The 24,934-nt window shown below is 75.1% G+C and carries 20 protein-coding genes and 1 pseudogene; 20 read left to right on the forward strand and 1 reads right to left on the reverse strand.

Annotated elements, in window-relative coordinates; translation table 11 throughout:
* Positions 1-20 precede the first annotated feature (20 nt).
* The 17 genes and pseudogenes from dnaK (at position 21) to ACOQFB_RS21710 (ending at position 20,938) form a co-directional block, all read left to right on the forward strand.
* Complete coding sequence (gene dnaK / locus ACOQFB_RS21630) at positions 21-1,850, forward strand: molecular chaperone DnaK (RefSeq protein ID WP_059436208.1); 1,830 nt, start codon at positions 21-23, stop codon at positions 1,848-1,850.
* Positions 1,851-1,983: 133 nt separating this feature from the next.
* Positions 1,984-3,114: a molecular chaperone DnaJ gene (gene dnaJ / locus ACOQFB_RS21635; RefSeq protein WP_059436207.1), complete on the forward strand. Its 1,131-nt coding sequence runs from the start codon at positions 1,984-1,986 to the stop codon at positions 3,112-3,114.
* Positions 3,115-3,313: 199 nt separating this feature from the next.
* The gene (locus tag ACOQFB_RS21640; protein WP_421609491.1) at positions 3,314-5,374 is read left to right on the forward strand and encodes an ABC transporter substrate-binding protein; all 2,061 of its coding nucleotides are present in this window, start codon (positions 3,314-3,316) and stop codon (positions 5,372-5,374) included.
* An 83-nt stretch (positions 5,375-5,457) separates the two neighbouring features.
* On the forward strand, positions 5,458-6,405 hold the full coding sequence (locus tag ACOQFB_RS21645) for a site-2 protease family protein (protein ID WP_421609492.1): 948 nt from the start codon (positions 5,458-5,460) through the stop codon (positions 6,403-6,405).
* A 389-nt stretch (positions 6,406-6,794) separates the two neighbouring features.
* Positions 6,795-6,917 (forward strand): hypothetical protein, encoded by a 123-nt coding sequence (locus ACOQFB_RS21650; protein WP_494492366.1) that lies wholly within the window; start codon positions 6,795-6,797, stop codon positions 6,915-6,917.
* Between the two features lie 32 nt (positions 6,918-6,949).
* Positions 6,950-8,920 carry a DNA repair helicase YoaA gene (yoaA, locus tag ACOQFB_RS21655; RefSeq protein ID WP_494492595.1) on the forward strand — a complete coding sequence of 657 codons (1,971 nt, stop codon included), beginning with the start codon at positions 6,950-6,952 and terminating at the stop codon, positions 8,918-8,920.
* A gap of 149 nt (positions 8,921-9,069) precedes the next feature.
* Positions 9,070-9,762 (forward strand): GTP-binding protein, encoded by a 693-nt coding sequence (locus ACOQFB_RS21660; protein WP_012528406.1) that lies wholly within the window; start codon positions 9,070-9,072, stop codon positions 9,760-9,762.
* On the forward strand, positions 9,759-11,144 hold the full coding sequence (locus ACOQFB_RS21665) for a sensor histidine kinase (protein ID WP_421609495.1): 1,386 nt from the start codon (positions 9,759-9,761) through the stop codon (positions 11,142-11,144). Before ACOQFB_RS21660 ends, ACOQFB_RS21665 begins: the two co-directional genes overlap by 4 nt.
* Before the next feature lie 6 nt (positions 11,145-11,150).
* Positions 11,151-12,140 carry a thiamine-phosphate kinase gene (gene thiL / locus ACOQFB_RS21670; RefSeq protein WP_421609496.1) on the forward strand — a complete coding sequence of 330 codons (990 nt, stop codon included), beginning with the start codon at positions 11,151-11,153 and terminating at the stop codon, positions 12,138-12,140.
* Positions 12,141-12,228: 88 nt separating this feature from the next.
* Positions 12,229-13,617, forward strand: a complete 1,389-nt coding sequence (locus tag ACOQFB_RS21675) for a methyl-accepting chemotaxis protein (protein ID WP_059436200.1) — start codon at positions 12,229-12,231, stop codon at positions 13,615-13,617.
* A 10-nt stretch (positions 13,618-13,627) separates the two neighbouring features.
* Positions 13,628-14,041: a chemotaxis protein CheW gene (locus ACOQFB_RS21680; protein ID WP_059436199.1), complete on the forward strand. Its 414-nt coding sequence runs from the start codon at positions 13,628-13,630 to the stop codon at positions 14,039-14,041.
* A gap of 90 nt (positions 14,042-14,131) precedes the next feature.
* Positions 14,132-14,500 carry a response regulator gene (locus ACOQFB_RS21685; protein WP_011423362.1) on the forward strand — a complete coding sequence of 123 codons (369 nt, stop codon included), beginning with the start codon at positions 14,132-14,134 and terminating at the stop codon, positions 14,498-14,500.
* A 25-nt stretch (positions 14,501-14,525) separates the two neighbouring features.
* Positions 14,526-16,559, forward strand: a complete 2,034-nt coding sequence (locus ACOQFB_RS21690; protein ID WP_421609497.1) for a chemotaxis protein CheA — start codon at positions 14,526-14,528, stop codon at positions 16,557-16,559.
* A complete protein-coding gene (locus tag ACOQFB_RS21695) occupies positions 16,556-17,176 on the forward strand; it encodes a chemotaxis protein CheC (RefSeq protein WP_059439375.1) in 621 nt (206 codons plus the stop codon). The genes ACOQFB_RS21690 and ACOQFB_RS21695 overlap by 4 nt, the downstream gene beginning before the upstream one ends.
* A 9-nt stretch (positions 17,177-17,185) precedes the next feature.
* Entirely contained in the window at positions 17,186-17,929 is a 744-nt protein-coding gene (gene larB / locus ACOQFB_RS21700) for a nickel pincer cofactor biosynthesis protein LarB (protein ID WP_059439374.1), read from the forward strand.
* Between the two features lie 13 nt (positions 17,930-17,942).
* Positions 17,943-19,128 (forward strand): annotated as a pseudogene (gene larC, locus ACOQFB_RS21705) (nickel pincer cofactor biosynthesis protein LarC).
* Between the two features lie 181 nt (positions 19,129-19,309).
* Positions 19,310-20,938 carry a two-component system sensor histidine kinase NtrB gene (locus tag ACOQFB_RS21710; RefSeq protein ID WP_237758188.1) on the forward strand — a complete coding sequence of 543 codons (1,629 nt, stop codon included), beginning with the start codon at positions 19,310-19,312 and terminating at the stop codon, positions 20,936-20,938.
* A 216-nt stretch (positions 20,939-21,154) separates the two neighbouring features.
* On the opposite strand, the gene ACOQFB_RS21715 is transcribed toward ACOQFB_RS21710, so the two are convergent.
* Positions 21,155-22,816: a hypothetical protein gene (locus ACOQFB_RS21715; RefSeq protein WP_421609499.1), complete on the reverse strand. Its 1,662-nt coding sequence runs from the start codon at positions 22,814-22,816 to the stop codon at positions 21,155-21,157.
* 257 nt (positions 22,817-23,073) lie between these two features.
* Here ACOQFB_RS21715 and ACOQFB_RS21720 point away from each other — a divergent pair, with 257 nt between their 5' ends.
* Genes ACOQFB_RS21720 through ACOQFB_RS21730 form a run of 3 tightly spaced genes read left to right on the forward strand, consistent with a single transcriptional unit; the run spans position 23,074 to position 24,840 of the window.
* On the forward strand, positions 23,074-23,748 hold the full coding sequence (locus ACOQFB_RS21720; protein ID WP_011423355.1) for a MotA/TolQ/ExbB proton channel family protein: 675 nt from the start codon (positions 23,074-23,076) through the stop codon (positions 23,746-23,748).
* A gap of 3 nt (positions 23,749-23,751) precedes the next feature.
* Positions 23,752-24,240 (forward strand): ExbD/TolR family protein, encoded by a 489-nt coding sequence (locus tag ACOQFB_RS21725; RefSeq protein ID WP_012528395.1) that lies wholly within the window; start codon positions 23,752-23,754, stop codon positions 24,238-24,240.
* Between the two features lie 15 nt (positions 24,241-24,255).
* Positions 24,256-24,840, forward strand: a complete 585-nt coding sequence (locus tag ACOQFB_RS21730; RefSeq protein WP_059435819.1) for an ExbD/TolR family protein — start codon at positions 24,256-24,258, stop codon at positions 24,838-24,840.
* Positions 24,841-24,934 lie beyond the last annotated feature (94 nt).

A 24,934-nucleotide genomic window follows, 5' to 3' on the forward strand; every position in this document is an offset into this window, starting at 1 on the left:
ACGGGAGCCGGAGCCCACGGATGAGCAAGGTCATCGGCATCGACCTCGGGACGACCAACAGCTGCGTCTCGGTGATGGAGGGCGGCGAGGTGGTCGTGATCCCGAACAGCGAGGGATCGCGCACCACGCCGTCCATGGTCGCATTCACCGAAGGTGGAGAGCGCCTGGTCGGCCAGATCGCGAAGCGGCAGGCGATCACCAACCCGGAGTCCACCGTCTACGTGGTGAAGCGGCTCATCGGCCGCAAGTTCGGGGACCCCGAGGTGCAGCGGTCGGCGGGGCTGGTGCCCTACCGCATCGTGGCCGCCGACAACGGCGACGCCTGGGTGGACGTGGGCGGCAAGGGCTACTCGCCCGCCGAGATCTCGGCCATGGTGCTCGCGCGGATGAAGCAGACCGCCGAGGACTACCTGGGCGAGCCGGTCACCGAGGCGATCGTCACCTGCCCGGCCTACTTCAACGACGCCCAGCGCCAGGCCACCAAGGACGCGGGCCGCATCGCCGGCCTGAACGTGCTGCGCATCATCAACGAGCCCACCGCGGCCGCGCTCGCCTACGGCATCGACAAGCAGCAGGCGGGCAAGTCGGAGCGCGTGGCGGTGTACGACCTCGGCGGCGGCACCTTCGACATCACCATCCTGGAGCTGAACCAGGGCGTGTTCGAGGTGAAGGCCACCAACGGCGACACGTTCCTGGGCGGCGAGGACTTCGACCAGCGGCTCATGGACTGGCTCTCGAAGCGGTTCCAGGAGCAGAACGGCATCGACCTGCGCCGCGACCGCATGGCGCTCCAGCGGCTGAAGGAGGCCGCCGAGCGCGCCAAGCACGAGCTGTCGAGCGCCGGCGAGACCGAGGTGAACCTCCCGTTCATCACCGCCGACGCGAGCGGGCCGAAGCACCTCGCCGAGACCATCGACCGCGCCACGCTGGAGGAGCTGGTCGGCGACCTGGTGGAGAAGACCATCGGGCCGTGCAAGACCGCGCTGAAGGACGCCGGCGTGGGCGTGGGCCAGGTGGACACGGTCATCCTGGTCGGCGGCATGACGCGCATGCCGAAGGTGCAGGAGGTGGTGCGCCGCTTCTTCGGCAAGGAGCCGCACAAGGGCGTCAACCCGGACGAGGTGGTGGCGGTCGGCGCCGCCATCCAGGGCGGCGTGCTGAAGGGCGAGGTGAAGGACGTCCTGCTGCTCGACGTGACGCCGCTGTCGCTCGGCGTCGAGACCGCCGGCGGCGTCTTCACCAAGATCATCGAGAAGAACACCACCGTCCCCTGCAAGAAGTCGCAGGTGTTCTCCACCGCGGTGGACAACCAGCCGCTCGTCTCGGTCCACGTGCTCCAGGGCGAGCGCGAGATGGCCGCCGACGACAAGACGCTGGCGCGCTTCGAGCTGGTGGGCATCCCGCCGGCGCCGCGCGGGGTGCCGCAGATCGAGGTCACCTTCGACATCGACGCGAACGGCATCGTGCACGTGTCGGCGAAGGACCTCGGCACCGGCAAGCAGCAGCAGATCCGGATCACCGCCTCCTCGGGCCTGTCCGAGGAGGAGATCCAGCGGATGATCCGCGACGCCGACGCGAACAAGGCCGACGACCGCGTGAAGAAGGAGCTGGCGGACCTCAAGAACAACGCCGAGGGGCTCATCTACACGACCGAGAAGAGCCTCGAGGAGTACGCCTCGGCCCTGAAGGCGGAGGACCTCGCCGAGATCCACGCCGACCTCGACGCGCTGAAGGCGGTGCTGCCCGGCGTGGACCCGGCGGCGATCAAGGACGCGCTGACGCGCCTCGAGGGCTCGGCGTACCGCATCGCCGACGCCATCTACGCGCAGCAGGGCGGCAGCACGAGCTAGCGGCCGCACCGGGCGCCCGCTCGCCCGCCCGCACCGCCGCCCGGCGCGCGGCGCCCGGCCGGCCGCGCGCGCGAATTGTCAGCGCCCGCCCGTGCGTTATATTCCGCACGGCCCACGGGACTTCCTCACACAAATGGCCGGGAACACAGTGGAAAAACGCGACTACTACGAGGTCCTCGGCGTGGGGAGGGACGCGGACGAGCAGACCCTCAAGACCGCCTACCGCAAGCTCGCCCACAAGTACCACCCGGACAAGAACGAGGGCTCGAAGGAGGCAGAGGAGCGCTTCAAGGAGGCCTCCGAGGCCTACTCGGTCCTCTCCGATCCCGACAAGCGGGCCCGCTACGACCGGTTCGGCCACGCGAACGGCCAGGGCTTCGAGGACTTCGGCTTCGGCGGCGCCGGCGCGGCCAGCATCAACGACATCTTCGGCGACATCTTCGGCGAGATGTTCGGCGGCGGCCCCGGCCGGCGGCAGCGCGGCCGCGCCCGCGGCTCCGACCTCCGCTACCACCTCGAGCTCGCGTTCGAGGACGCCGCCTTCGGCACCACCGCGCGCATCACCATCCCGCGCCCGCGCACCTGCGAGGTGTGCAAGGGCTCCGGCGCGAAGCCCGGCACGAGCCCGCGCACCTGCCCGACCTGCGGCGGCGCCGGCGAGATCCGGCTGACGCAGGGCTTCTTCTCCATCGCCCGCACCTGCCACCACTGCCAGGGCACGGGGCGGGTCATCGTGGACAAGTGCCAGAGCTGCGGCGGCGCGGGCGCCACCCGCGAGCAGGCCACCGTGGAGGTGAAGGTGCCGGCCGGCGTGGACACCGGCACGCGCCTGAAGCTCTCCGGGGAGGGCGAGCCGGCCCCGGCCGCGGGCGGGATCCCGGGCGACCTGTACGTGGTCGTGCAGGTCCGCGAGCACCCCATCTTCAAGCGCGAGGAGACCGAGGTCCTCTGCGAGATCCCCATCTCGTTCACGCAGGCGGCGCTCGGCGCGCAGATCGACGTCCCCACCCTCGACGGGCCCACCAAGCTGCGGGTCCCGGCGGGCACGCAGAGCGGCAAGATGTTCCGCCTGAAGGGCAAGGGCATCCCGGCGCTGCAGGGCGGCGGCCGCGGCGACCAGCACGTGCGCGTGCTGGTGGAGACGCCCACCCACCTCACCAAGGAGCAGCGCGACCTGCTCGAGCGGTTCGCGGCGCTCTCCGGCGAGGAGACGAACCCGCAGGCCCGGACCTTCTGGGAGAAGGTGGGCGACATCCTTCGGTGACGGGGCTGCGCCCCGCCCCATGGAGCAGAGCTCCACGGGGCCCCACCTTGCTGCGCGGGGCCCGTGACCTCGCGCGCCCGCTGACGCGGGTCCGCGCGACGTCCCCGCGGGCGCGGCTTCGCCGCGCATGTGCGCCCCGTCCGACCCGCTTCCAGGACTTTCTTCCACGCTCGCGCGTTCCGCAGTAGATCCCGAACCCATGCGCGTCCTCGGCCGCCGGTTCCTGCTGCTGCTCGTCCTGTCGCTCGCCGGCTGCCCGAAGCGGGTGGTCGTGAACGGCCAGGAGATGGACGTCTCGCAGGCGGACGAGGTCGCCCGCGTCGAGCTGGCCCGGGTGCGCCAGGAGGTGGCGGCGCTGCCGCCGGAGCCGGGCGCGGACCGGCTGCTCGCGTTCGCGCAGCGGTTCCGCGGCGTGCCCTCGGCGGCGGACGCGCTCCACCAGGCCGGCGACCTCCTGCTCGCGGCCGGCAAGGCCGACCGCGCCGCGCAGGCCTACGGCACGCTCGTCTCCGAGTACCCGCTCCACCCGCGCGCCACCGAGGCGAAGTACGGGCTCGCGCTCGCCGACGTGCAGCGCGGCCACGCGGCCGACGGCCTGCGCACGCTCGCGTCCATCTACCCGCAGCTCGACCCGTCGCGCCGGCCGGAGGCGGCGGCCCGCGCCGCGGCCGCGGCGGAGGCGGCCGGGGCCTGGCCGGACGCGGTGCGCTGGCTGGGCGAGCTCGCCGACCTGACGCAGGGCGAGGAGCGGCGCGCGGTGCTGGCCCGCGGCGCCGACGCGGTGGACCGGCTGCAGCTCGCCGACGTGGACCGGCTCCGCCAGGAGCTGCCCCGCGAGGCGCCGCTGCAGGAGCCGCTCGCCATGAAGGCGGCCCGCATCCACCTGCACCTGCGCGACTATCCGCGCGCGCAGGAGGCGGCGCGCGAGGTGTTCCTGCGCTGGCCGGCCGGCCCGTACGCGAAGGACGCGCGCGCCATCGTGGACCGCATCGCCCGGCTCACCTTCGTGCGCCCGAACGTGATCGGCGTGGCCGTCCCGCTGTCCGGCGACTACCAGCCGTGGGGCGTCGCCATCGTGCGCGCGGTGCAGCTCGCCGCCGAGGGCGGCGGGGTGCGGGTGGCGGTGCGCGACACGCGCGGCGAGCCCGACGGCGCGGCGCAGGCGCTGGAGGCGCTGGCGCTCGAGGAGGGCGCCATCGCGGTGGTGGGCGGGGTGACGAACGCCGAGGCCGAGCGGGCCGCGGCCACCGCCGAGGAGCTGCAGCTCCCCTTCATCTCGCTCTCCAAGCAGGAGGGGCTCACCGACGCCGGGCCCCACGTGTTCCAGAACATGCTCACCGCCTCGGCGCAGGCGAAGGCGCTCGCCGACTTCGCCATGGGCCGGCGCGGCATGCGGCGCTTCGCGGTGATGTACCCCTCGATCACCTACGGCACCGAGCTCGCGAACGCGTTCTGGGACGAGGTGGAGGGGCGAGGCGGCGAGATCCGCGGCGCCGAGACCTACGCGCCGGACCGCACCACCTTCACGCCGCTCGTGAAGGACATGGTGGGCAAGCTGTACCTCGACGAGCGCAGCGACTGGCAGGAGCAGCAGCGCGACATCGCCAAGGCCGAGAAGGACCCGTTCCGCCGCAAGAAGGCGCTCGAGAAGGCCCGCGACCGGCTCGCGCCGGTGGTGGACTTCGACGCCATCTTCATCCCGGACTTCGCCCGCAACGTGAAGCTCATCGCCCCGGCGCTGGCGGTGGAGGACGTCGTCACCCAGACCTGCCTGCCCGACGACGTGGAGCGGATCCGCAAGACCACCGGGCGGGCCGACCTGCGGCCGGTGCAGCTCCTCGGCGCGAACGGCTGGTCGAGCGACCCGTCGCTGTTCGACACCGCGCCCGGCGGCGCCGGCCGCTACGTCCGCTGCGCCATCTTCGTGGACGGCTTCTACGCCGGCTCCTCCCGCCCGGCCACCAAGGCGTTCGTGGAGGCGTTCGAGCGGCGCCACGCCGGCCAGGTGCCCACCATCCTCGAGGCGAGCGCGTTCGACGCGGCCGGGATGGCGCGGGCGCAGCTCGGCAAGGCGCAGACGCGCGACCAGATGCGCGACGCGCTCGCCGCGGTGAAGGGCTACGTCGGCGCCACCGGCGACATCACCATGGGCCCGCGGCGCACGCCCGAGAAGCCGCTCTTCTTCCTCACCGTGGACAGGGACGGGCTGCGCGAGCTCACGCCCGAGGAGCTGGCCGGCCCGGGCCCGGGGCAGCCCTAGGCGCGGGCGCCGGCGCGGCCCGCCGCGCCCGGGCTCGCCGAACGTTGGCCCGCGTCGCGGGCCGCCATTAGCTTACCTTCCGGATGGACGAGCTCGTGCTCCGACCGCGGCCGCGGAGCCGCTTCCCGGCGGCCAACCTGGCGCTGTTCCTCGCCACCCTGGCCACCACGCTGTGGGCCGGCTTCACCCTCTCTCCGCTCGCGCCGCTGGGCCCCACGCTCGGGCGCGTGCTCGAGGGCGGGCTGCCGTTCGCGGGCGCGCTCGTGGCCATCCTCTTCACCCACGAGATGGGCCACTACGTGCTGGCGCGCCGGCACCGGGTGGACACGACGCTGCCCTACTTCATCCCGGTGCCGTTCGGCGCCGGCACGCTCGGCGCCGTGATCCGCATCCGCTCGGCGCTCCCCTCGCGCAAGGCCACCCTCGAGATCGGCGCGGCCGGCCCCATCGCCGGGTTCCTGGTGGCGGTGCCGCTGCTCGTGTGGGGGCTCGCGCACTCCGAGGTCCACCAGGTCGCGACCGGCGTGGCGGGCGCGTCGGTGGCCTCGCCGCTCGACGCGCTCCGCGCCTGGATGGACGGGCGCGAGCTGTTCGGCCCCGACACCGGCGTGCGCGTCTACGGCGACAGCCTGGTGACCTGGGCCGCGCAGCGGCTGGTGTGGGGCACGCTGCCCGCCGGCCACGAGGTGTTCGTCCACCCGGTGGGCTTCGCCGCCTGGCTCGGCCTGCTCGTCACCACCCTCAACCTCGTGCCCATGGGCCAGCTCGACGGCGGCCACGTGCTCTACGCGCTGCTCGGCCGGCGCGGCGCGCGGATCGGCTCCGAGGTGGTGTCGGCGGGGCTGCTCGTGGCGGGCCTGACGCTGTCCTGGAACTGGCTGTTCTGGTGGCTGCTCACCCGCTTCCTCATCGGCGCGCGCCACCCGCCGCCGCTCCGCGACGAGCCGCTCGACGCCCGCGGGCGGGTCCTGGCGGTGGCGACGCTGCTCCTGTTCGCGGTCACCTTCGTCCCGGTCCCCATCTCGCTCTAGCGGCCCGGCCGGCCGCTCCGGCCGGCGGGGCTTTCGGCTAGACTCGCGCCCCCGATGTCCACCCCCGAGACCCCGCGCCCGGACGCACCGGAGGCGCCCGGCCCCGCGCCGGCGCTGGCGCCCGACGAGGCCCCCGCCCCGCCCGACCCGGCCGACGCCGATCCCGCCGCCGAGGCCGAGGCCTGGGCCCGCGTGGTCGAGGCCTGGGGCGACGAGGGCGCGCACCGGGCGTACCTGGCCCGCTTCGCCGACCTCGAGGGGCTGGCCGTCGCCGGCGGGCGCTACCGCGCGGTGCTGGCGGAGCGCCCCGGCGACGCGGTGGCCGCGCGCTTCCGCGACGAGGTGGTGAAGCGCGCCACCGTCCAGGGCCTCCGTCCCTGCCGCGCACCGTGCCGCGCCAGGCCGGGAAGCTCCGGCGCGCGCTCGTCGTCGCCGCGCTCCTCGCCCTCGGCGCCGCGGCCGCCTGGGCCGCGTTCCGCCTCGCCGCGCTGCTCACCGGGAGCCCGTCCTGATCCCCCTGCCCGCCCACCCCTCGCTCGACGACATCCTCGGGCCCGGCGGCCGCCTCGCGGCGGCGCTCCCCGGCTACGAGCACCGCGAGGACCAGCTCGAGATGGCGCGCGCGGTGGAGCGGGCCATCGAGCGCCGCGGCTACCTCGTGGCCGAGGCCGGCACCGGCACCGGCAAGACGCTCGCGTACCTCGTGCCGGCGGTGCTCTCCGGGCGGCGCGTGATCGTCTCCACCGCCACGAAGACGCTGCAGGAGCAGCTCTGGCAGAAGGACATCCCGCTGCTCCGCGACGCCTGCGGGCTCGAGTTCGGCGCCGCCTACCTGAAGGGCCGCTCCAACTACTTCTGCCTGGCCCGCGGCGAGGAGTTCGCCCGCGCCCCGACGTTCGCGGCGCGCGAGGAGGCGGCGCTCTGGCCGCGCATCGAGGCGTGGGCCCGGCGCACCGAGACCGGCGACCGGAGCGAGATCGACCTCCCCGACCAGTTCCACACCTGGAAGGACCTCTCCGCCACCAGCGAGAACTGCCTCGGGCGCGAGTGCGCCCGCTACGAGGAGTGCTTCGTCACCCGCGCCCGCGCGCTCGCCGCGCAGGCCGACGTCCTGCTCGTCAACCACCACCTGTTCTTCGCCGACCTCGCCATGCGCACCTCGCGCGCCGGCGTGGAGATCCTGCCCGAGCACGAGGTCGTGATCTTCGACGAGGCGCACGCGGTGGAGGACGTCGCCACCGAGTACTTCGGGCTGCAGGTCTCGTCGTACCGGGTGGAGGAGCTGTCCCGCGACGCGCTCCGCGCGGTGGCGGACCGGCCCGACCTCGCGTCGATGATGCGCGAGACGACCGGCGAGCTGCGCAAGGCGGGCGAGCGGTTCTTCCAGGCGGTGGCCGACGGGCTGCGCCAGGGCGGGACCCCGGCGCGCGGGCGCGGCTTCGGGCCGCCGCCCCGGCGGCGCCCGGCCCGGCGCGAGGAGGAGGAGGGCGTGAAGGCGGCCCTCACCCCCGCGGTGATGGAGGGGGCGCAGCGCGACCTCGCGCGCCTGGACGAGTCGCTGGCGGGGCTCCGCGAGCTGCTCGCCGACGCGGTCACGCCCTCGCTCTCGCAGATCGCGCGGCGCGCGGGCGAGCTGCGGGTCGAGGTCGCCGCGGTCACCGCCATGAAGGAGCCGTCGCGCGTGTACTTCGGCGAGGTGCGCGGGCGCGGCGTGTTCCTGCGGGCCGCGCCCATCGACGTCGCCGAGGAGCTGCGCGAGCGGCTCTACCAGCGCACCGACACCGCCGTGTTCACGAGCGCCACGCTCGCCGCGCAGGGGCGCTTCGACTTCTTCCGCCGGCAGGTGGGGCTGCTCCCGGAGCTGGAGGTGGAGGAGCGCCGGTTCGAGGGGCCGTTCGACTACGCCCGGCAGGCCGCGCTGGTCTCGCCGGAGGGGCTGCCCGAGCCGAACGACCCCGGCTTCGTGCGCGCCGCGGCCGAGTCCATCCGCGCGCTCACCGCGGTCACCGGCGGCCGCGCCTTCGTGCTCTGCACCTCGAACCGGAACATGAACGCGTTCCACGAGGCCTGCCGCGACCTGCCGTACCAGGTGCTGCGGCAGGGCGACCGGCCCAAGTCGCGCCTGCTCGACGAGTTCCGGTCCGAGCCGAGCGTCCTGTTCGCGACCGCCAGCTTCTGGGAGGGCGTGGACGTGCCCGGCGAGGCGCTCTCGCTCGTCATCATCGACCGGCTCCCGTTCGCGCCCCCCGGCGACCCGGTGATGTCGGCCCGGCTCCGCGCGCTCGAGGAGGAGGGGCGCGACGGCTTCTCCGAGCTGCAGGTCCCGGCCGCCGCGCTCGCGCTGCGCCAGGGCTTCGGGCGGCTGGTGCGGACCCGCGAGGACCGGGGCCTGGTGGCCGTGCTCGACCGGCGGCTCGTCACGAAGGGCTACGGCCGCGCCTTCCTCGCCACCCTGCCGCGCTGCCCGCTCCTCCGCACCGTGGAGGAGGCCCGGCGCTGGTGGCTGGGCGGGTAGGCGCGGTCCCCCGGGCGAGGGGAAGGAACGCTCCCACCGGCCCGGCGCTCCCGAAGCGGGCGAGCGGGCGGCGGAAAGGTTCGGCCCGGGCGGTGATCGGCTAGGATGGCCGCCGCGGCCGCCGTCCGTGGCGGTGCGCCCCCACGCGCATGGTCCAGTTCAACGAAGACAGCCGGGAGATCGCGGTCAAGGTCGTGTACTACGGCCCCGCGCTGTCCGGGAAGACGACGAACCTCCAGTCGCTCTTCCAGAAGATCGATCCCAAGGTCCGCGGGCGCCTCATGACGCTCGACACCAAGGACGATCGCACGCTGTTCTTCGACATGATGCCGGTGTTCTTCCGCACCCGCGCCGGCGTGAAGGTGAAGCTGAAGCTGTACACGGTGCCCGGGCAGGTGATGCACGAGTCCACCCGGCGCATCGTGCTCCAGGGCACCGACGCGGTGGCGTTCGTGGCCGACTCGCGCCGCAGCGAGGCCGGGTCCACGCTCGCCTACTGGAACAACATGCTCGCGAACCTGGAGGCGAACGGGCTCGACTACCGGACCCTGCCCATCGTCGTCCAGCTCAACAAGCGCGACCTGCCCGACGCGCGCGCCGACCACGAGCTCGACGACCTGCGCAAGGTGATCCAGCCGCCGTTCGTGCCGGCGGTGGCCATCCGCGGCGACGGCGTGGTGGAGACGCTCTACCTCGTGCTGCAGCGCTGCTACCGCAGCCTGGACCGGGCCTTCGGCCTGGAGGCGGTCTGGCAGATCCCGGAGAAGGAGTTCCTGGGCCAGATCTTCTCGCACGTGGACCTGCGCGGCGCGCGGCTGCCGCCCGAGGCGACGGTGCCATGATCGGCGCGTCGTTCCTCAACCAGCGGATCCCGCTGTCCGACCTGCTCGACCTCCGGGCGTTCGCCGAGGTCTGCCACTCCTTCTCCGACCTGTACCGGATCGGCCTGAAGGTGTTCGACGAGGCCGGCAACAAGCTGGTGGACGTGAAGGTCGGCAACGCCGACTTCTGCGGCTACATCTGGTCGAAGCCGGCCGGCCGCGAGCAGTGCATGGAGACGGTGGGGCGGGTGAAGGCGGAGGCCGTGCCGGAGGAGCCGGCCGCGGTCACCTTCTCGTGCTTCTCCGGCTGCCGCTACCTCGTCCACCCCATCATGTACGAGGGCGACCTCATCGGCCGGGTGGTGTTCGGCCCGTTCGTGCCCGACGACCTCGCCGCGCTGCCGCCCGCGCTCACCGGCATCGCCGAGGACTTCGACGTCGCCCAGGCCACCGGCTACCTCGCCAAGATCCGCCGCGTGTCGGTGCCCACCGCCGAGAAGATCCTGAAGCACTTCATGGATCTCCTCGACGTGATGGTGTTCACCGGCCACAAGAACCTCATCGCGGCGAAGCTCCACATCGAGGCGGTCACCGACAGCTACCGCGAGCTGCAGGACAAGAACCAGAAGCTCGAGGACAGCTACGCGAAGCTGAAGGAGCTCGACCGCCTCAAGTCGAACTTCCTCGCCACCATGAGCCACGAGCTGCGCACGCCGCTCACCAGCGTCATCGGCTACTCCGAGATGATGCTGGAGGGCCTGGGCGGCCCGCTCACCGCCGAGCAGCGCGAGTACCTCGGCATCATCATGGAGAAGGGCGAGAACCTGCTCCAGCTCATCACCTCGATCCTCGACATCTCCAAGATCGAGGCGGGCCGGGTGCGGCTCGTGCTCTCCGAGGTGGACGCGGTCCAGCTCATGCGCGACGCGGTGGCGACGCTGCTCCCCATCGCGCGCAAGAAGGGGCTGAAGGTCGCCTGCGATCCGTCGCCCCTGCCGCGGATCCACGCCGACCGCGACAAGCTCCGCCAGTGCCTGGTGAACCTCTGCTCGAACGCGGTGAAGTTCACCCCGCCGGGCGGCAGCATCACCGTGAACGCCGAGGTGCTGCAGGGCGAGCGGCTCGCCATCCACGTGGTGGACAGCGGCATCGGCATCCCGGAGGAGCACCTCGCCAAGGTGTTCGACGTCTTCTACCAGGTGGACGGCTCCTCCACCCGCGAGTACGGCGGCGCCGGCCTCGGGCTCGCCATCGTGAAGAGCTTCGTGGAGGCGCACGGCGGCGAGATCCGCGTCCGCTCCGCGCCCGGCACCGGCTCGATCTTCACCGTGCTCCTGCCCATCCGCGCCACCCCGGCCCCGGCGCTCACGCCGGTGGGGCCGGCCCCGGCGGTGGGGCGCTAGCGCGCCGTGCCCCGCCGCGCCGCCGCGCCGCGCCCGCCCCCGGGCGAGTTCGAGCTCATCGAGCGCTTCACCCGCGCGCTGCCGCTCGCCGGCGCGGGCGTGCGCCTCGGGCCCGGCGACGACACCGCGCTGCTCGCGCCGCCGCCCGGCGAGGACCTCGCCGCCACGGTGGACGCGGTGGTCGAGGGCGTCCACTTCGACGCGCGCTTCACCGCCGAGGACGTGGGCTGGAAGGCGCTCGCGGTGAACCTCTCCGACCTCGCCTCGATGGGCGCGCGGCCGCTCTGGGCGCTGGTGGCGCTGGCCTTCCCCCGCGGCACGCCGCCTGAGCGGCTGGAGGGGGTGGCGCGCGGCCTGGGCGCCTGCGCCCGCGCCCACCGCATCGCGGTGGTGGGCGGGAACGTCTCGCGCGCCTCCGAGCTGTCGGTCACCGTGACCGCGATCGGCGCGGTCCGCCGCGGCCGCGCGCTGCTGCGCTCCGGCGCGAGGCCCGGCGACCTCCTCGTCGCCTCCGGCACGTTCGGCGACGCCGCGCTCGGCCTCGCCCCCGGCGCCCCCGCCGCGCTCGCCCGCCGCCAGCGCCGGCCCGCGCCGCGCCTCGCGCTCGGGCGCGCGCTCGCCGGGGTGGCCCGGGCCGCCATCGACGTGTCCGACGGCCTGGTCCAGGACCTCGGCCACCTCTGCGACGAGTCGCGGGTCGCGGCGGTGCTGGACGCGGCGGCGGTCCCGACCTCGGCGGCCTACCGGCGGCTCGCCCGCTCGCTGCCGGATCCGCTCGGCCCCGCGCTCGGGGGCGGCGAGGACTACGAGCTCGTGGCGGCGGTCCCGCCCGCCCGCCTGGCGCGGGCGCGCCGCGCCGCCGCGCGGGCCGGGGTGCCGCTCACCGTGATCGGCCGGGTCGAGCGGGGCGCGGGCGTCCGCATCCTGGGCCCCGACGGCGCCGAGCGCCCGGCGCCCTCCGGCCACGACCACCTCCGCGCACCGCGGCCACTTTGACATCACCTCCCGCGGGTCTAGGATCGGCCCGCCGGTCGCCGCCCCGAGGGGCGACCCCCTTCCGAGCGACGAGACGAGAGAGGCACGCGTGGCGCGAGCGAGAGACGAGCGACTCCAGTCCACCCGCCCGAGCGCCCGCTGGCAGGACGCGCCGCACCTGGTGGCGGTCCGCGGCCGCGCCGCCGAGCCGCCGCTCCGCCCGGCGCCGCCCGCCGCCGGCCTGACGGTCTCGCTCCAGACGAAGATCCTCGTCTCCTACTTCATCGTGGGCGGGGTGCTGCTGTTCGCGGTGCCGCTCGTGCAGGCCTGGGTGGCGAGCCGCGCCGCGGGCGTCGTGATCATCCTCGCGCTCACCCTCGCGCTCGGGCAGGGGCTCACCCTCGCCATCGCCCGGGTGGCGCGCGTCGGGCGGCTCAAGGCGAGCGCGGTGGAGATCAGCCGCGGCGACCTCTCGCGCGCGGTGGTCTCGGAGGAGCAGAAGGCGTTCCACGACGAGATCGACGACCTCACCGAGGCCATCCGCACCATGCAGGAGAACCTGCGGGACCTCGTCTCGCGCATCCAGCGGACCGCGCAGTCGGTCTCGGACAGCGCCAACGACCTGCAGACGAGCGCCGAGGACGTGAACGCCTCCACCGACGAGGTGGCCTCGTCGATGGAGAAGATCGCGGTCGGCGCCGGGCAGCAGTCCGACCTGGTGGAGCGCACCTCGAAGGTGATCGGCGAGATCGCCGCCTCGATCGAGCGCACCGCCCGCAGCGCCGAGGAGGCGGCCCGCGCCTCGGTGGAGACGAGCACCTCGGCGGCCTCGGGCGGCGAGGCGGCCCGGCTCGCCGGCGAGAAGGTGAAGAAGGTGTTCGCGCGCATCGAGGCGGCCAGCGAGCAGGTGTTCGCGTTCGGCGAGCGCACCAAGGAGATCTCCAAGATCGTCGAGGCCATCACGCAGGTGGCCAACCAGACCAACCTGCTCGCGCTGAACGCCACCATCGAGGCGGCGCGCGCGGGCGAGTACGGGCGCGGGTTCGCGGTGGTGGCCGAGGAGGTGCGCAAGCTCGCCGAGGCGGCCGGCCGCTCCGCCGAGCAGATCTCCTCGCTCGCCACCGACATCTCCGGCCGCGCCGCGAAGGTGGTCGAGACCATGAAGGAGTCGGTGGCCGAACTCGGCGACGGGCGCGAGGACCTGAACGCGATCATCCGCACGCTCTCGGACATCGCCACCATCGCGGCGAGCGGCGCCGAGAAGGTGCGCGTCATCTCGCAGGACGCGCGCGAGCAGCTGAACGGCTCGGCCGACATGGTCCAGGCCATGGACCACATCTCCGACGTGGCTTCCTCGAACGCGAGCGCCACCGAGCAGGTCCGCAAGGTCACCGCCGAGCAGATCGCCGCCGTGTCGCAGATGGCGAGCGCCGCGCAGGAGCTCACCAACCTCTCGGTCGAGCTGCAGACCGTGGTCTCGCGGTTCCGGCTGGGCTAGAGGTCGCCGGGTGCGCCACGTCGTCTTCCGCGTCGCCGGCGAGCGCTACGCCCTGCCGCTCGCGGCGGTCCGCGAGGTGGTGCTGCCGCAGCCGCCCTTCGCGCGCGTCCCGCGCGCCTCCGAGGCGGTGCGCGGCGTCATGAACCTGCGCGGCCGGGTGGTGGCGGTGGTGGACCTGGCCGCGCTGGTCGGGCTGCCGCCCCAGCCGCTCCGCGACGGGGCCGGGATGGTGCTCATCCTGGACCAGGGCAAGCGCGCGCTGGGCCTGCTCATCGGCGGGGTGCTCGGGGTCGAGCCGCTCGCGCCGCCGGAGGCCGGCGGCGGCCTGGTGCGCGGCCTCGCCGAGGCGCGGACCGGGGCGGTGACGGTGCTCGGCCCCGAGGCGCTCGCCGAGCAGGCCTCCGCGCTGTTCGGCGGGAGGTGACGTGCGGCGAGGTGTGCACGCGGGCGGCGCCTTGTCCGGCGCGCAAGACCGATGGTAACGTCCCCGGATTCCCGGGAGGGACCTGAGTCCATGGCGAAGCGAGTCCTGATCGTCGACGACGCGATCTTCATGCGGAACATGATCAAGGACATCTTCTCCGGGTCCGGGTTCGAGGTCGTCGGCGAGGCCGCCAACGGGCTCGAGGCGGTGGAGAAGTACAAGGAGCTGAAGCCCGACCTCACCACCATGGACATCGTGATGCCGTTCAAGAGCGGCATCGAGGCCACCCGCGAGATCATCAAGCACGACGCGCGGGCGGTCATCGTGATGTGCAGCGCGCTCGGGCAGGAGTCGCTGGTCATGGAGGCGATCGAGGCCGGCGCGAGCGACTTCATCGTGAAGCCGTTCAAGGCCGAGGACGTGCTGTCGGTGGTCAAGAAGGTGATGGGCGACGCCTGATCGCGGGCCCGGGGGCGGGCGCGCCGTGGACCTCCAGAAGTACCTCTCCCTCTACGTGGCCGAGTCGGGCGAGCACCTCGCCGGCTACGGCCGCGACCTGGTCGAGCTCGAGCGGGCGGTGCGCGAGGGGCGCGCCGTCAAGGCCACCATCGACAGCCTGTTCCGGCACGCGCACAGCGTGAAGGGCATGAGCGCCGCCATGGCGTTCGACGGCATCGCCACGCTCGCGCACAAGGCCGAGGACCTGGTGGACGTGTTCCGCGGCGAGCCCGGCCGGCTCGACGCCGCCGCGGTGGACGTGCTGCTCGCCGCCGGCGACGCGCTCGCCGCCATGGTGCAGGGGGCCGGGCGCGGGGAGAAGCCCGAGCCGGACGCCGCGCTGGTGGCGCGGGTGGTGGAGGCGGCGCGCCGCTGCCGGGCGGGCGAGCCGCCCGGGCCGCCCGAGGGCGATCCGTTCGCAGAGCCGCCGGCCGCCGCCCCGTCGTCGTCCCCGGCCGCCGCCGCGCCCGCGGCTCCGCCGCCCGCGGCCGATCCCGCCGCCGGGCCGGCGCCCGCCGAGCAGCCGGCGCCGCGCGCGCACCGGCGGGTGCAGGTCGAGGTGGACATCGCGCCCGGCTGCCCGGTGCCGGCGGTGCGCGCGTTCCTGGTGGTGAAGAAGCTCGCCGCGCTCGGCGCGGTGGCGCGCTCGGCCCCCACCGTCGAGGACCTGAAGGCGGGCCGCATCCCCGGAAAGCGGCTCGAGGTGGAGCTGCAGTCGCCGGAGCCGCTCGCCGCGCTGGAGCGGGCGCTCGCGCAGATCTCCGACCTCGCCCAGGTGGCGGTGCGCGAGGCGGCCGCCGCGCCGCCGGCCGCCGCCGCCCCGGCCGCGCCCGCGCCGGCGCCCGCGCGCGAGGCGCCGGCCGAGCCGGCCCGCACGGTGCGGGTGAAGACCGAGATCCTGGACGGCTTCCTCGACGCGGTGGGCGAGCTCATCCTCGCCACCGCCCGCATCCGCGAGGTGGGCCGCGGCCTGCCGCGCGACGTGCGCGCGCCGCTCGACGAGGGCGTGGACCGGCTGCACGCCATCGTGAAGGACCTGCACGACAAGGTGATGACGGTGCGGATGACCCCGCTCGCGCTCGTCACCGAGCGGCTCCCGCGCGTGGTCCGCGACCTCGCCCGCGCCGTGAACAAGCAGGTGGAGCTCGACGTGCAGGGCGCCGAGATCGAGATCGACCGCGCCATCCTGGAGGAGCTGTCCGACCCGCTCCAGCACGTGCTCCGGAACGCGGTGGACCACGGGATCGAGCCGCCGCACCTGCGGCTCCTCGCCGGGAAGCCCGCCACCGGCCGGCTCGCGCTCACCGCCCGCCGCGAGCGCGACCGCGTCATCCTGGAGCTCGCCGACGACGGGCGCGGCCTCGACCCGGAGCGGCTGCGCCAGGCCGCGGTGGCGCGCGGGGTGCTCGCGCCGGAGCAGGCCGCCGCGCTCTCCGACCGCGAGGCGCTCATGCTCTGCTGCCTGCCCGGCGTGTCCACCGCCGACCAGGTCACCGAGCTCTCCGGCCGCGGCGTGGGCATGGACTCGGTGAAGCGGACGGTCGAGGCGCTCGGGGGCACGCTCGAGGTGGAGAGCGCGCCGGGCCTGGGCGCGCGCGTCACCTTCCGCCTGCCGCTCACGGTGGCGGTCCAGCCGGTGCTGCTCGTCCGGGTGGGCGAGGAGGTGCTGGGCCTGCCCATCGCGAAGGTGCACGGCGCCGCGCAGGTGGAGCTGTCGCGGCTCGACCGCAGCCGCGGCGAGCCGGTCCTGCCCTACGACGGCGAGCTCGTGCCGGTGCGCGACCTCTCCCGGTTGCTCGGCTTCCCGGCCGCGGCCGGCGACGTGCGCGCGGTGGTGGTGGCCGAGGGCGGCGAGCCGGGCCGGGTGGGCCTGGCGGTGGACGCGCTGCTCGGCCAGCACGAGGCGGTGCTGAAGCCGCTCGGCAGCCCGCTCGAGTCGGTGCCCGGCCTCTCCGCGGTGACCGTGCTCGGCACCGGCCGGCCGGTCTTCATCCTCGACGTCCAGAGGCTGTTCGCGTGAGCGCCCCCGGCTTCGGCCCGCGCGAGCTGGACGCGCTCCAGGAGCTCGCCAGCATCGGCTGCGGCCAGGCGATCACCGCGCTGGGCCGCCTGGCCGGGCGCCCCATCCACATGGACGTGCCCGAGGCCTGGGTGGGCGCCGAGACCGGCGCCATCGCGGCGTTCCTGGGCGGCCTGGGGCAGGACCTCGTCGCGGTGGGCGTGAAGCTGGAGGGGCCGCTCACCGGCGACCTGCTGCTCGCGCTGCAGGAGCGCGACGCCGAGGCGCTGGCGGCGGTGCTCGGGTTCCCGCCCGGCGGCGACTGGTCGGGCATGGCGGAGAGCGCGCTCCTCGAGTCGGGCAACATCGTGGGGAGCGCGTTCGTCTCGGCGGTGGCCGCGCTGGTGGGGGAGAAGCTCCTGCTCTCGGTGCCGACCCTCGCGCGCGGCAGCGGGCGCGAGTGCGTGGAGCGGCTCGTCACCCACGACGGCTCGATCGCGCTCGCCACCCGGTTCGTCCTGTCCACCGGCGCGGACGGGCCGGTGGTCGCGGGCGAGCCCGCCCTGGAGGGGCTCATCCTGGTGATGCCCGAGCCGGCGCGCATCGCGAAGCTCCTCTCGCATCTCGATCTGCGATAGACAGCGCGCATGGACGAGAAGACCCTGCGCGCGCTCCTCGCCCGCGTGAAGCGCGGCCAGTCCTCGCTCGACGAGGCGGTGGCCGCCCTGAAGGGCGCGCCGTTCGAGCGCCTGGGCGACCTCGCCACGCTCGACACGCACCGGACCCTGCGGGTGGGGATGCCGGAGGTGGTGCTGGCCGAGTCGAAGACCGCCGCGCAGGTGGCGGCCATCGCCCGCAAGCTCGCCGCGCGCGGCCCGCTCCTCGTCACCCGGCTCGCCCCGGAGAAGGCCGGCCCGGCGCGGCGCGCGGTGAAGGGCAGCGTCTACGACCCGGTCTCGCGCACGCTGCGCAAGGGGCGCATGGACCTGCCGGCGCGCGGGCCGGTGGCGGTGTGCTGCGCCGGCACCTCGGACATCCCGGTGTGCGAGGAGGCGGCGGTGACGCTGGAGGTGATGGGCGTCGAGCCCATCCGCGTCTACGACGTGGGCGTGGCCGGGATCCACCGGCTGCTGGCGCGGCGCGAGGACCTCGACCGGGCGCGCGCGGTGATCGTCGCCGCCGGCATGGAGGGCGCGCTGCCCTCGGTGGTGGGCGGCCTGGTGGGCCGGCCGGTGATCGGCGTGCCGACGTCGGTCGGCTACGGCGCCTCGCTGGGCGGGCTCGCGCCGCTGTTCACGATGCTGAACTCCTGCGCGCCGAACGTCACGGTGGTGAACGTGGACAACGGCTTCGGCGCGGCGTTCGTGGCGGGCCTCGTCGCCCGCGGCTGAAGCGAGGCCCCGGATGGCGCTCCTCCTCCTCGAGCCGGTGGGCGGCATCGCCGGCGACATGTTCCTGGCCGCCGCGATCGACCTGGGCGTGGACGCGGCCGCGCTCTCGCGCGCGCTCGAGTCGCTCGGCGTCCCGGGCTGGCGGCTCGCGGTGACGCGGAAGGCCGAGCACGGGATCCAGGGCACGCACGTGGACGTGGTGGTGGAGGGCGAGCAGCCCGCCTCGCGCGGCCTCGCCGAGATCCTGGGGCTGGTGGCGGCGAGCGGGCTCCCGCCCCGGGCGCGCGAGGTGGCGCGCGGGCTCTTCCAGCGCATCGGCGAGGCCGAGGCGCGCGTGCACGGCGTGCCGGTCTCGGAGGTGCACTTCCACGAGGTCGGCGCGGTGGACTCGATCGTGGACGTGTGCGGCGCGGCGGTGGCGCTCGACCTGCTCGGCTGGCCGGAGGTGCGCTCGGCGCCGCCGGAGCTGGGGCGCGGGCTGGTGCGCACCGCGCACGGGACCATGCCGGTGCCGCCGCCGGCGGTGCTGGAGCTCCTGAAGGGCAAGCCGGTGCGCCCGGGCGGCCCGCCCGGCGAGGCGGTCACGCCCACCGGCGCGGCGCTGCTCGCGGTCCTCGCCGAGGTGGGCCCGCTCCCGGCCCACGTGCCGCTGCGGGTGGGCTACGGGGTGGGCACACGCGCCTGGCCGGATCGGCCGAACGTGCTGCGCGCCACGCTCGCCGAGCCGGCACCGGCGGCCGGCGCGGGCGGGCCCGGGCCCGAGGCGCTCTGGGTGCTGGAGGCGAACCTCGACGACTGCCCGGGGCAGCTCGTGGCGCGCGCCATCGAGGCGGCGCTCGAGGCCGGCGCTCGACGCCTGGGCGGCGCCGCTCACCATGAAGAAGGGGCGCCCCGGCGTCCTCCTCGGCGCGCTCTGCGACGAGGCGCAGCGCGCGGCGGTGACCGGCGCGCTCTTCGCCGAGACCACCACGCTGGGCGTGCGCCGGCACGCGGTGGAGCGCGACGCGCTGGAGCGCGCGCTCGAGCCGGTCGAGACCGCCTACGGGACCGTGCGCGTCAAGGTGGCGCGGCTCGGCGGCCGGGAGCTGGGCGCGCACCCGGAGTACGACGACTGCGCCGCGCGCGCCCGCGCCGCAGGCGTGGCCGTGCGCGAGGTGATGGCGGCGGCGCTGGCCGCGTACCGTTCCCGGCGCCCGTAGCGGGCGCGTGCTAGAGTCGGGGGCCGGGGGAGGCATGGCGGGGACGCGCAGGAGGCCGGGGCGGAAGGCGGCGAAGCGCACGCGCGCCCCGAGCGCGCGCCCGAAGCCGCGGCCCCGGCCGAAGCCCGGGCGGAGGCGCCGCCCGCCGCCGCCGCCCGTCACGCCCGATCCGTCCGACGCGGTGCTGCTGAGGCTGTCGCGCGAGCTCGCCGAGGCGCGCGCGGAGGACCAGATCAGCGGCGCCCTGGCCCGCGCGCTCGATGCCGTGTTCCCCGGCCGCGCCTTCTCGATCCGGCTGGTGGACCCGCGCACGCTGGCGCTCACCACCTTCTACGCGAGCGGCCGGCTCCGCCCCGACCGCTCCGGGCGGCTGGTGCTGGCCCGCGACGCCGTGGAGGAGGCCGGGCTCTCGGCCGCGGCGCTCGCCGCCGGCGGCGTGCGGGTGGTGGAGCGCGAGGAGCCGCTGTTCGAGGGCTACGACGAGGCCAGCTCGGCGCCGCTCGCGGTCTCGGGCGCGCTCTACGGCGTGCTCTCGCTCGAGTACGCGCGCGGCGGGCCCGGGAACCCGGCCGAGGACCGGCCGCTGCTGCGCCGGGTGGCCGCGCACGCGGCGCTGGGCGTGCGGAACGTCCGCTCCATCGACGAGCTCACCTACCTCAAGACCTACCTCGAGGAGCTGATCGAGCACGCCAACGCGCTCATCTGGGCGGTGGACCGCGACCGCTCGGTGATCGTCTGGAACGCGGCCCTCGCGAAGCTCTCCGGGCTCCCCGCCGGCGAGGTGCTGGGGGGCGAGGCGCTCCTGCGCGCGCCGGACGACGAGCGGCCGCGGCTCGCCGCGGTGCTGGGGCGGAGCCTCGGCGGCGAGCGGGTGGACGGGTTCGAGACGCGGCTCGTGCGCCGCGACGGCGGCGAGGTGCGGGTGGCGGTGAACACCGCGCCCATCACCGGCGCGTCCGGCGAGGTCGACGGCGTCATCCTCATCGGCCAGGACCTCACCCTGCTCCGCTCCATGCAGGCCGCCGCCGAGCACGCCGAGCGGCTCGCCGCCATCGGGCGCCTCGTGGCGGGCGTGGTCCACGAGCTCAACAACCCGCTCACCGCGGTGACCATGTACTCGGACGTGCTGCTCGAGCGCTTCACCGCGCGCGGGCAGGACCCGGCCGACGTCGAGAAGCTCCGCGCCATCAAGGACGCGGGCCAGCGCATCCAGCGCCTCGCCCGCGACCTCGTCACCTACGCCCGCCCCACCGGCGCGCACACCGAGGCGGTGGACCTCGTGCCGGCGGTGGACGAGGCCGGGCGCATGGCGAAGACCGCGCTCAAGGAGGCCGGCGCGGGGCTGGTGCGCGACGGCGGCGACGGGCCGTACGTGGTGGAGGGCAACCGGCCCAGCCTGGTGCAGGTGGTGCTCGCGCTCGTGACGAACGCGGCGCAGGCGGTCCCGCCCGGCGCCGAGGTGCGGGTGGGGCTCTCGCGCGAGGGCGGAGAGGTGGTGCTCACCGTGGCGGACGCGGGCGCGGGCATGCCGCCGGAGGTGGCGGCGCGCGCGTTCGAGCCGTTCTTCACCACCCGCGCCGGCGTGGGCATCGGGCTCGGCCTGCCCATCGTGCAGGGGATCGTGGAGCGCCACGGCGGCAGCGTCAGCCTCACCACCGCGGCCGGGCGCGGCACCACCGTGACCGTCCGCCTGCCGGCCCGCGCCGCCACGCCCACCGAGCTGCGCCCGGTGGGCCCGGCCGACGCGCGGCAGCGCCCGCCCGGCGACACGCCCACGCACCCGCGGCTGCCCCGCCCGCCGCGCGGGTAGCCCCGCTCACCCTTCGACTCCGGCGGGCCTGGGGCGGCGTACGCTCAGGGTGACCCTTCGACTCCGGCGGGCCTGCGGCCCGCCTACGCTCAGGGTGAGCGGATCAAGGATCGCTCATCCCGAGCGTAGGCCGTGCCGCCAGGCACGGCCGGAGTCGAGGGATCATCCCGGGCGTAGCGCGGCCGTGAGGCCGCGCGGAGTCGAGGGAGCGGGTGACTACGCGCTCACCGACAGGACCGCGTAGCCCTTGAAGCTCGGCAGCACCGTCGAGATCGAGTAGCCGGACGGGTTGAGCGGGATGCGCACGTCCGAGCCGTCGGACGAGACGAAGCGGCCGCGGCGGACGCCGCCGGCCACGTGCTCGCCGAGGAACAAGGTCGCGCCCTGGGCGCGCTCCGGCGCGACGAGGTGCACGTCGAGCGCCTCGCCGGTCCGGTTCAGCACCACCAGCACCTGCGCCCGCCCGGCCACGCGCGCGGCGCGGCGGCCGCGCCCGAGGAGCGACGCGAGCGTGCGCTCCAGCGCGGCGAGGTCGGGCGCGCCGCCCGGGCCCTTCTCCGGCGCGAGCGCCGGCAGCTCCACCAGCGTGCCGGAGCCGACGCGCACGCCGCCCGGCTTGCCCGCGGGCAGGAACGCGCCGGTCTGCCGCCCGCCCTCGTCCACCGCGCCGGGCGCGCCGAACGCGATCACCGTGCCGCCCGCCTCCAGCCGCCGCCGCGCCTGCGAGGCCTCGAGCGCGGAGAGCGCGCCGGCGTCGGCGAGCACCAGCACCGCGCCCGGCGGCGCGTCCTGGACGCGCATCACCACCGGCGCCTGCGCGTGCAGCGCCGCGAGCGCGTCGCCGGCCCGCTCCACCGAGCGCCGGTGCCGGCCGCCCGTCCACAGGTCGGCCTCGGGCGAGTAGAGCACCGCCAGCTCCGCCACCGGCGCCGCGAGCGACGGCGGCCGCCCCGCGCGCAGCGCGAGCTGCCGCGCCAGCCGGCGGACCGCGGCCACCTCCTGGCCGGCCGCGCCGCCGGGCTCGAGCCCGGAGAGCTCCACGCCGCAGGTCGCGGCCACCGCGGCGAGCCGGGCCAGCGCCGCGGGCGCGCCGTCGCCGGGCTGCGTCGCGATCGCCACCGGCCGGCGCCCCGCCGCCGCGCGGAGCAGCCGGACCAGGCCCGGGCCGCTCGTGGCCGGCGCCGGGAAGATGGTCGCGTCCACCAGGCGGGCCGCGGCGAGCTGCGCCGGGCCGAGCGCCTCGAACTGGGCCACGACCTCGAAGGCGCGCCCCGCCGCGCGGGCCGCGTCGCGCGCCGAACGGGCGTACCCGCGCAGCGCCAGCGCGAGCGCACGGTTCCGCACCCTCCAGAAGTCTCGCCCGAAGGGGAGGTGGTCGAAGGTGACCGCGCCCGGCGCCTGCGCCACCGCCTCGCGCGCCAGCGCGAGGTAGTCCACCGGCTGGAAGTGGTCGCCGTACTCGCGCGTCAGCTCGCGCCCCACCGCGCGCTGGCAGTCCACGCAGAAGCCGGCGCCGAGCAGCCCGAGCGCGAGCGGCGCGTCGGGGCGATCGAGGCAGACCCCGGCGAAGCCCGCGTCGAGCGCGGCGCGGGCCGCCTCGGCGACGCGCGCCTGCTGGCGATCCGACGACAGGCAGGCGCGGAGCGGCCCGGAGAGGCCCGCAGGGTTGCCGTCGGCGGCGCGGCAGGCCTCGCTGGCGGTGGCGGCGCGACCGGCCGGGATGTCCGCGAGCGCGCGGTTCACCAGCGGCGCCGGGAGCGGCTCGGCCGGCGGTGCGAGCAGGGGCTCGGCGGAGAGCGCCTCCGCGGCGCGCGCGGCCTCCTCCGGGAGCGCGCCCGGCGCGAGGCGGTACGGAGCGAAGGCGTCGTCGAGCGGCATGAGGTGCGTCCGGAGGCGTGAGGGTACGACGCGGCTCGCCGCCGGGCAATTGCCCCCGGGCGCGTGCGGCCGCACCATCGAGCGAGGCCGCACGGTGATCGGCGGAATTGGCGCGCGATATCCGGCGACGAGGGTGCGCGTGGGGCGTACCCCGTCGCGTTGACGCCCTCGAAAAACGCGTGGTACGGAGACCACGTCCGGGCAAGCGCATGTTCGTGGGACGTCCGCGCGGCCCACCCTCGGAGGCACAGACGGCAATGGGCGAAATGTTCGGAGCGCTCGCGAAGCACTATCACGAGGGCGGGTGGATGATGCACCCGATCCTCGCCTCGCTGATCGTGGTGGTGGGCCTCGTGGTGGACCGCGCCCTCGCGCTCTACTTCCAGGCCTCCGTGGACAAGGAGGGCTTCCTCCGCGGACTGAAGGAGCACATCTACCGGGGCGACCTCGACCGGGCGATCAGCTTCTGCGCCTCGCAGAAGAAGACCCCGCTCGTCTCGGTGATCAAGGCCGGCCTCATCAACGTGCCGAAGGGCGAGGCCGACGTGCAGGCCGCCATGGACGAGGCGACGCTGCGCGAGTCGCCCAAGATCGAGAAGCGCACCGGCTACCTCGCCATGCTCGGCAACGTGGCCACCCTGCTCGGCCTGCTCGGCACCATCGTCGGCCTCATCGGCGCGTTCGGCGCGGTGGCCAACGCCAGCCCCGCCGACAAGGCCACCATCCTCGCGAACTCCATCTCCGAGGCCATGAACTGCACCGCCTTCGGGCTCCTCACCGCCATCCCGGCGCTGGTGGCCTACTCGGTGCTGCAGGGCAAGTCGCAGCAGATGCTCGACGACATCAACGAGACCTCGGTCTCGGTGCTGAACCTCATCGTCGCGAACCGCGACAAGATGAAGCTGCCGGCGACGGTCCCGTCGGAGGAGTAGCGCATGGGCGGCGGCGCGATCCCGGAGGCGGGCGGCGGCGGCAAGCGCAAGAAGAAGGCGCTCGACGCGGTCATCAACGTCGTCCCCGCCATCGACCTGCTCTCCTGCTGCATCACCTTCCTGCTCTACACCGCGGTGTGGACGCAGATCTCGCGCCTGCAGGTGCAGCAGTTCGGCGCGGGCGCCCCCGAGCCGCCCACCACCGAGCAGCAGAAGGCGCTCATGGTGACGCTGGCGGTGAGCGAGCGCGGGATGAACCTCACCACCTCCGCCGGCCTGAACGTGGAGATCCCCATGGACCGCGCCGGCGGCGCCGCGCGCCAGGACTACAAGGCGCTCGACGACCGGCTGAAGCAGCTTCGCAGCGAGCACCCCGACGCCGCGGCGGTGACCGTCTCGGCGGAGGACACCGTCAGCTACGGCGACCTCGTGCAGGTCATCGACACGTGCATGGGCCAGGGGCTCGTGTCCGTGTCGGTCACCGGGGTCTGAGAGCCAGGCGCGACCATGCCCATCGTCTCCCCCGGCAAGCGGCCCGCGAAGCGGTTCGAGAAGTCGAAGATCCTCGGCGGCAAGTTCGCGCGCGCGCACAAGGCCACCAACGCCGACCTGAACGTCGTCCCGATGGTCGACATGATGACGATGCTCGTCATCTTCCTCCTGCAGCAGTTCTCGTCCACGGGCGAGGTGCTGTACATGCAGAAGGACATCAAGCTGCCCGACGCGCGGCACGGCCAGATCATCGAGATCGCGCCGGTGGTGGCGATCAGCGCCGAGCAGGTGGTGGTCACCGGCGTGAAGGTGGCCGAGGTCCGCGAGCTCGACAGCGAGGGCGGCTACCTCAACATCCCCGCGCTCGAGGAGCGCCTGCGCGACGAGAAGAAGCGCTGGGACTTCATCCACCAGAACGACCCCGAGAAGAAGTGGGAGGGGGCGGTGAACATCCAGGCGGACAAGGGCGTGCCGTTCCGGATCGTGAAGCGCGTCCTGTTCTCCTGCGGGGTCGCCGGCTACTTCAACGTGAACTTCGCCGCGCTGGACGCCGGCACCGCCGTCGCGGCGGCCGCGCCGGGCGGGCCGGGCGAGGGGTAGCCGCAGGCCAGCCGAGCGCGCGCCCCCCGCTGGCGGGGCGCCGCCCGGCCCCCGGGGCCCCGGCCCGGGGGAACGCGCACTTGCCAAGATCCAC

Source organism: Anaeromyxobacter sp. Red801, from assembly GCF_049201065.2.
Classification (GTDB): domain Bacteria; phylum Myxococcota; class Myxococcia; order Myxococcales; family Anaeromyxobacteraceae; genus Anaeromyxobacter.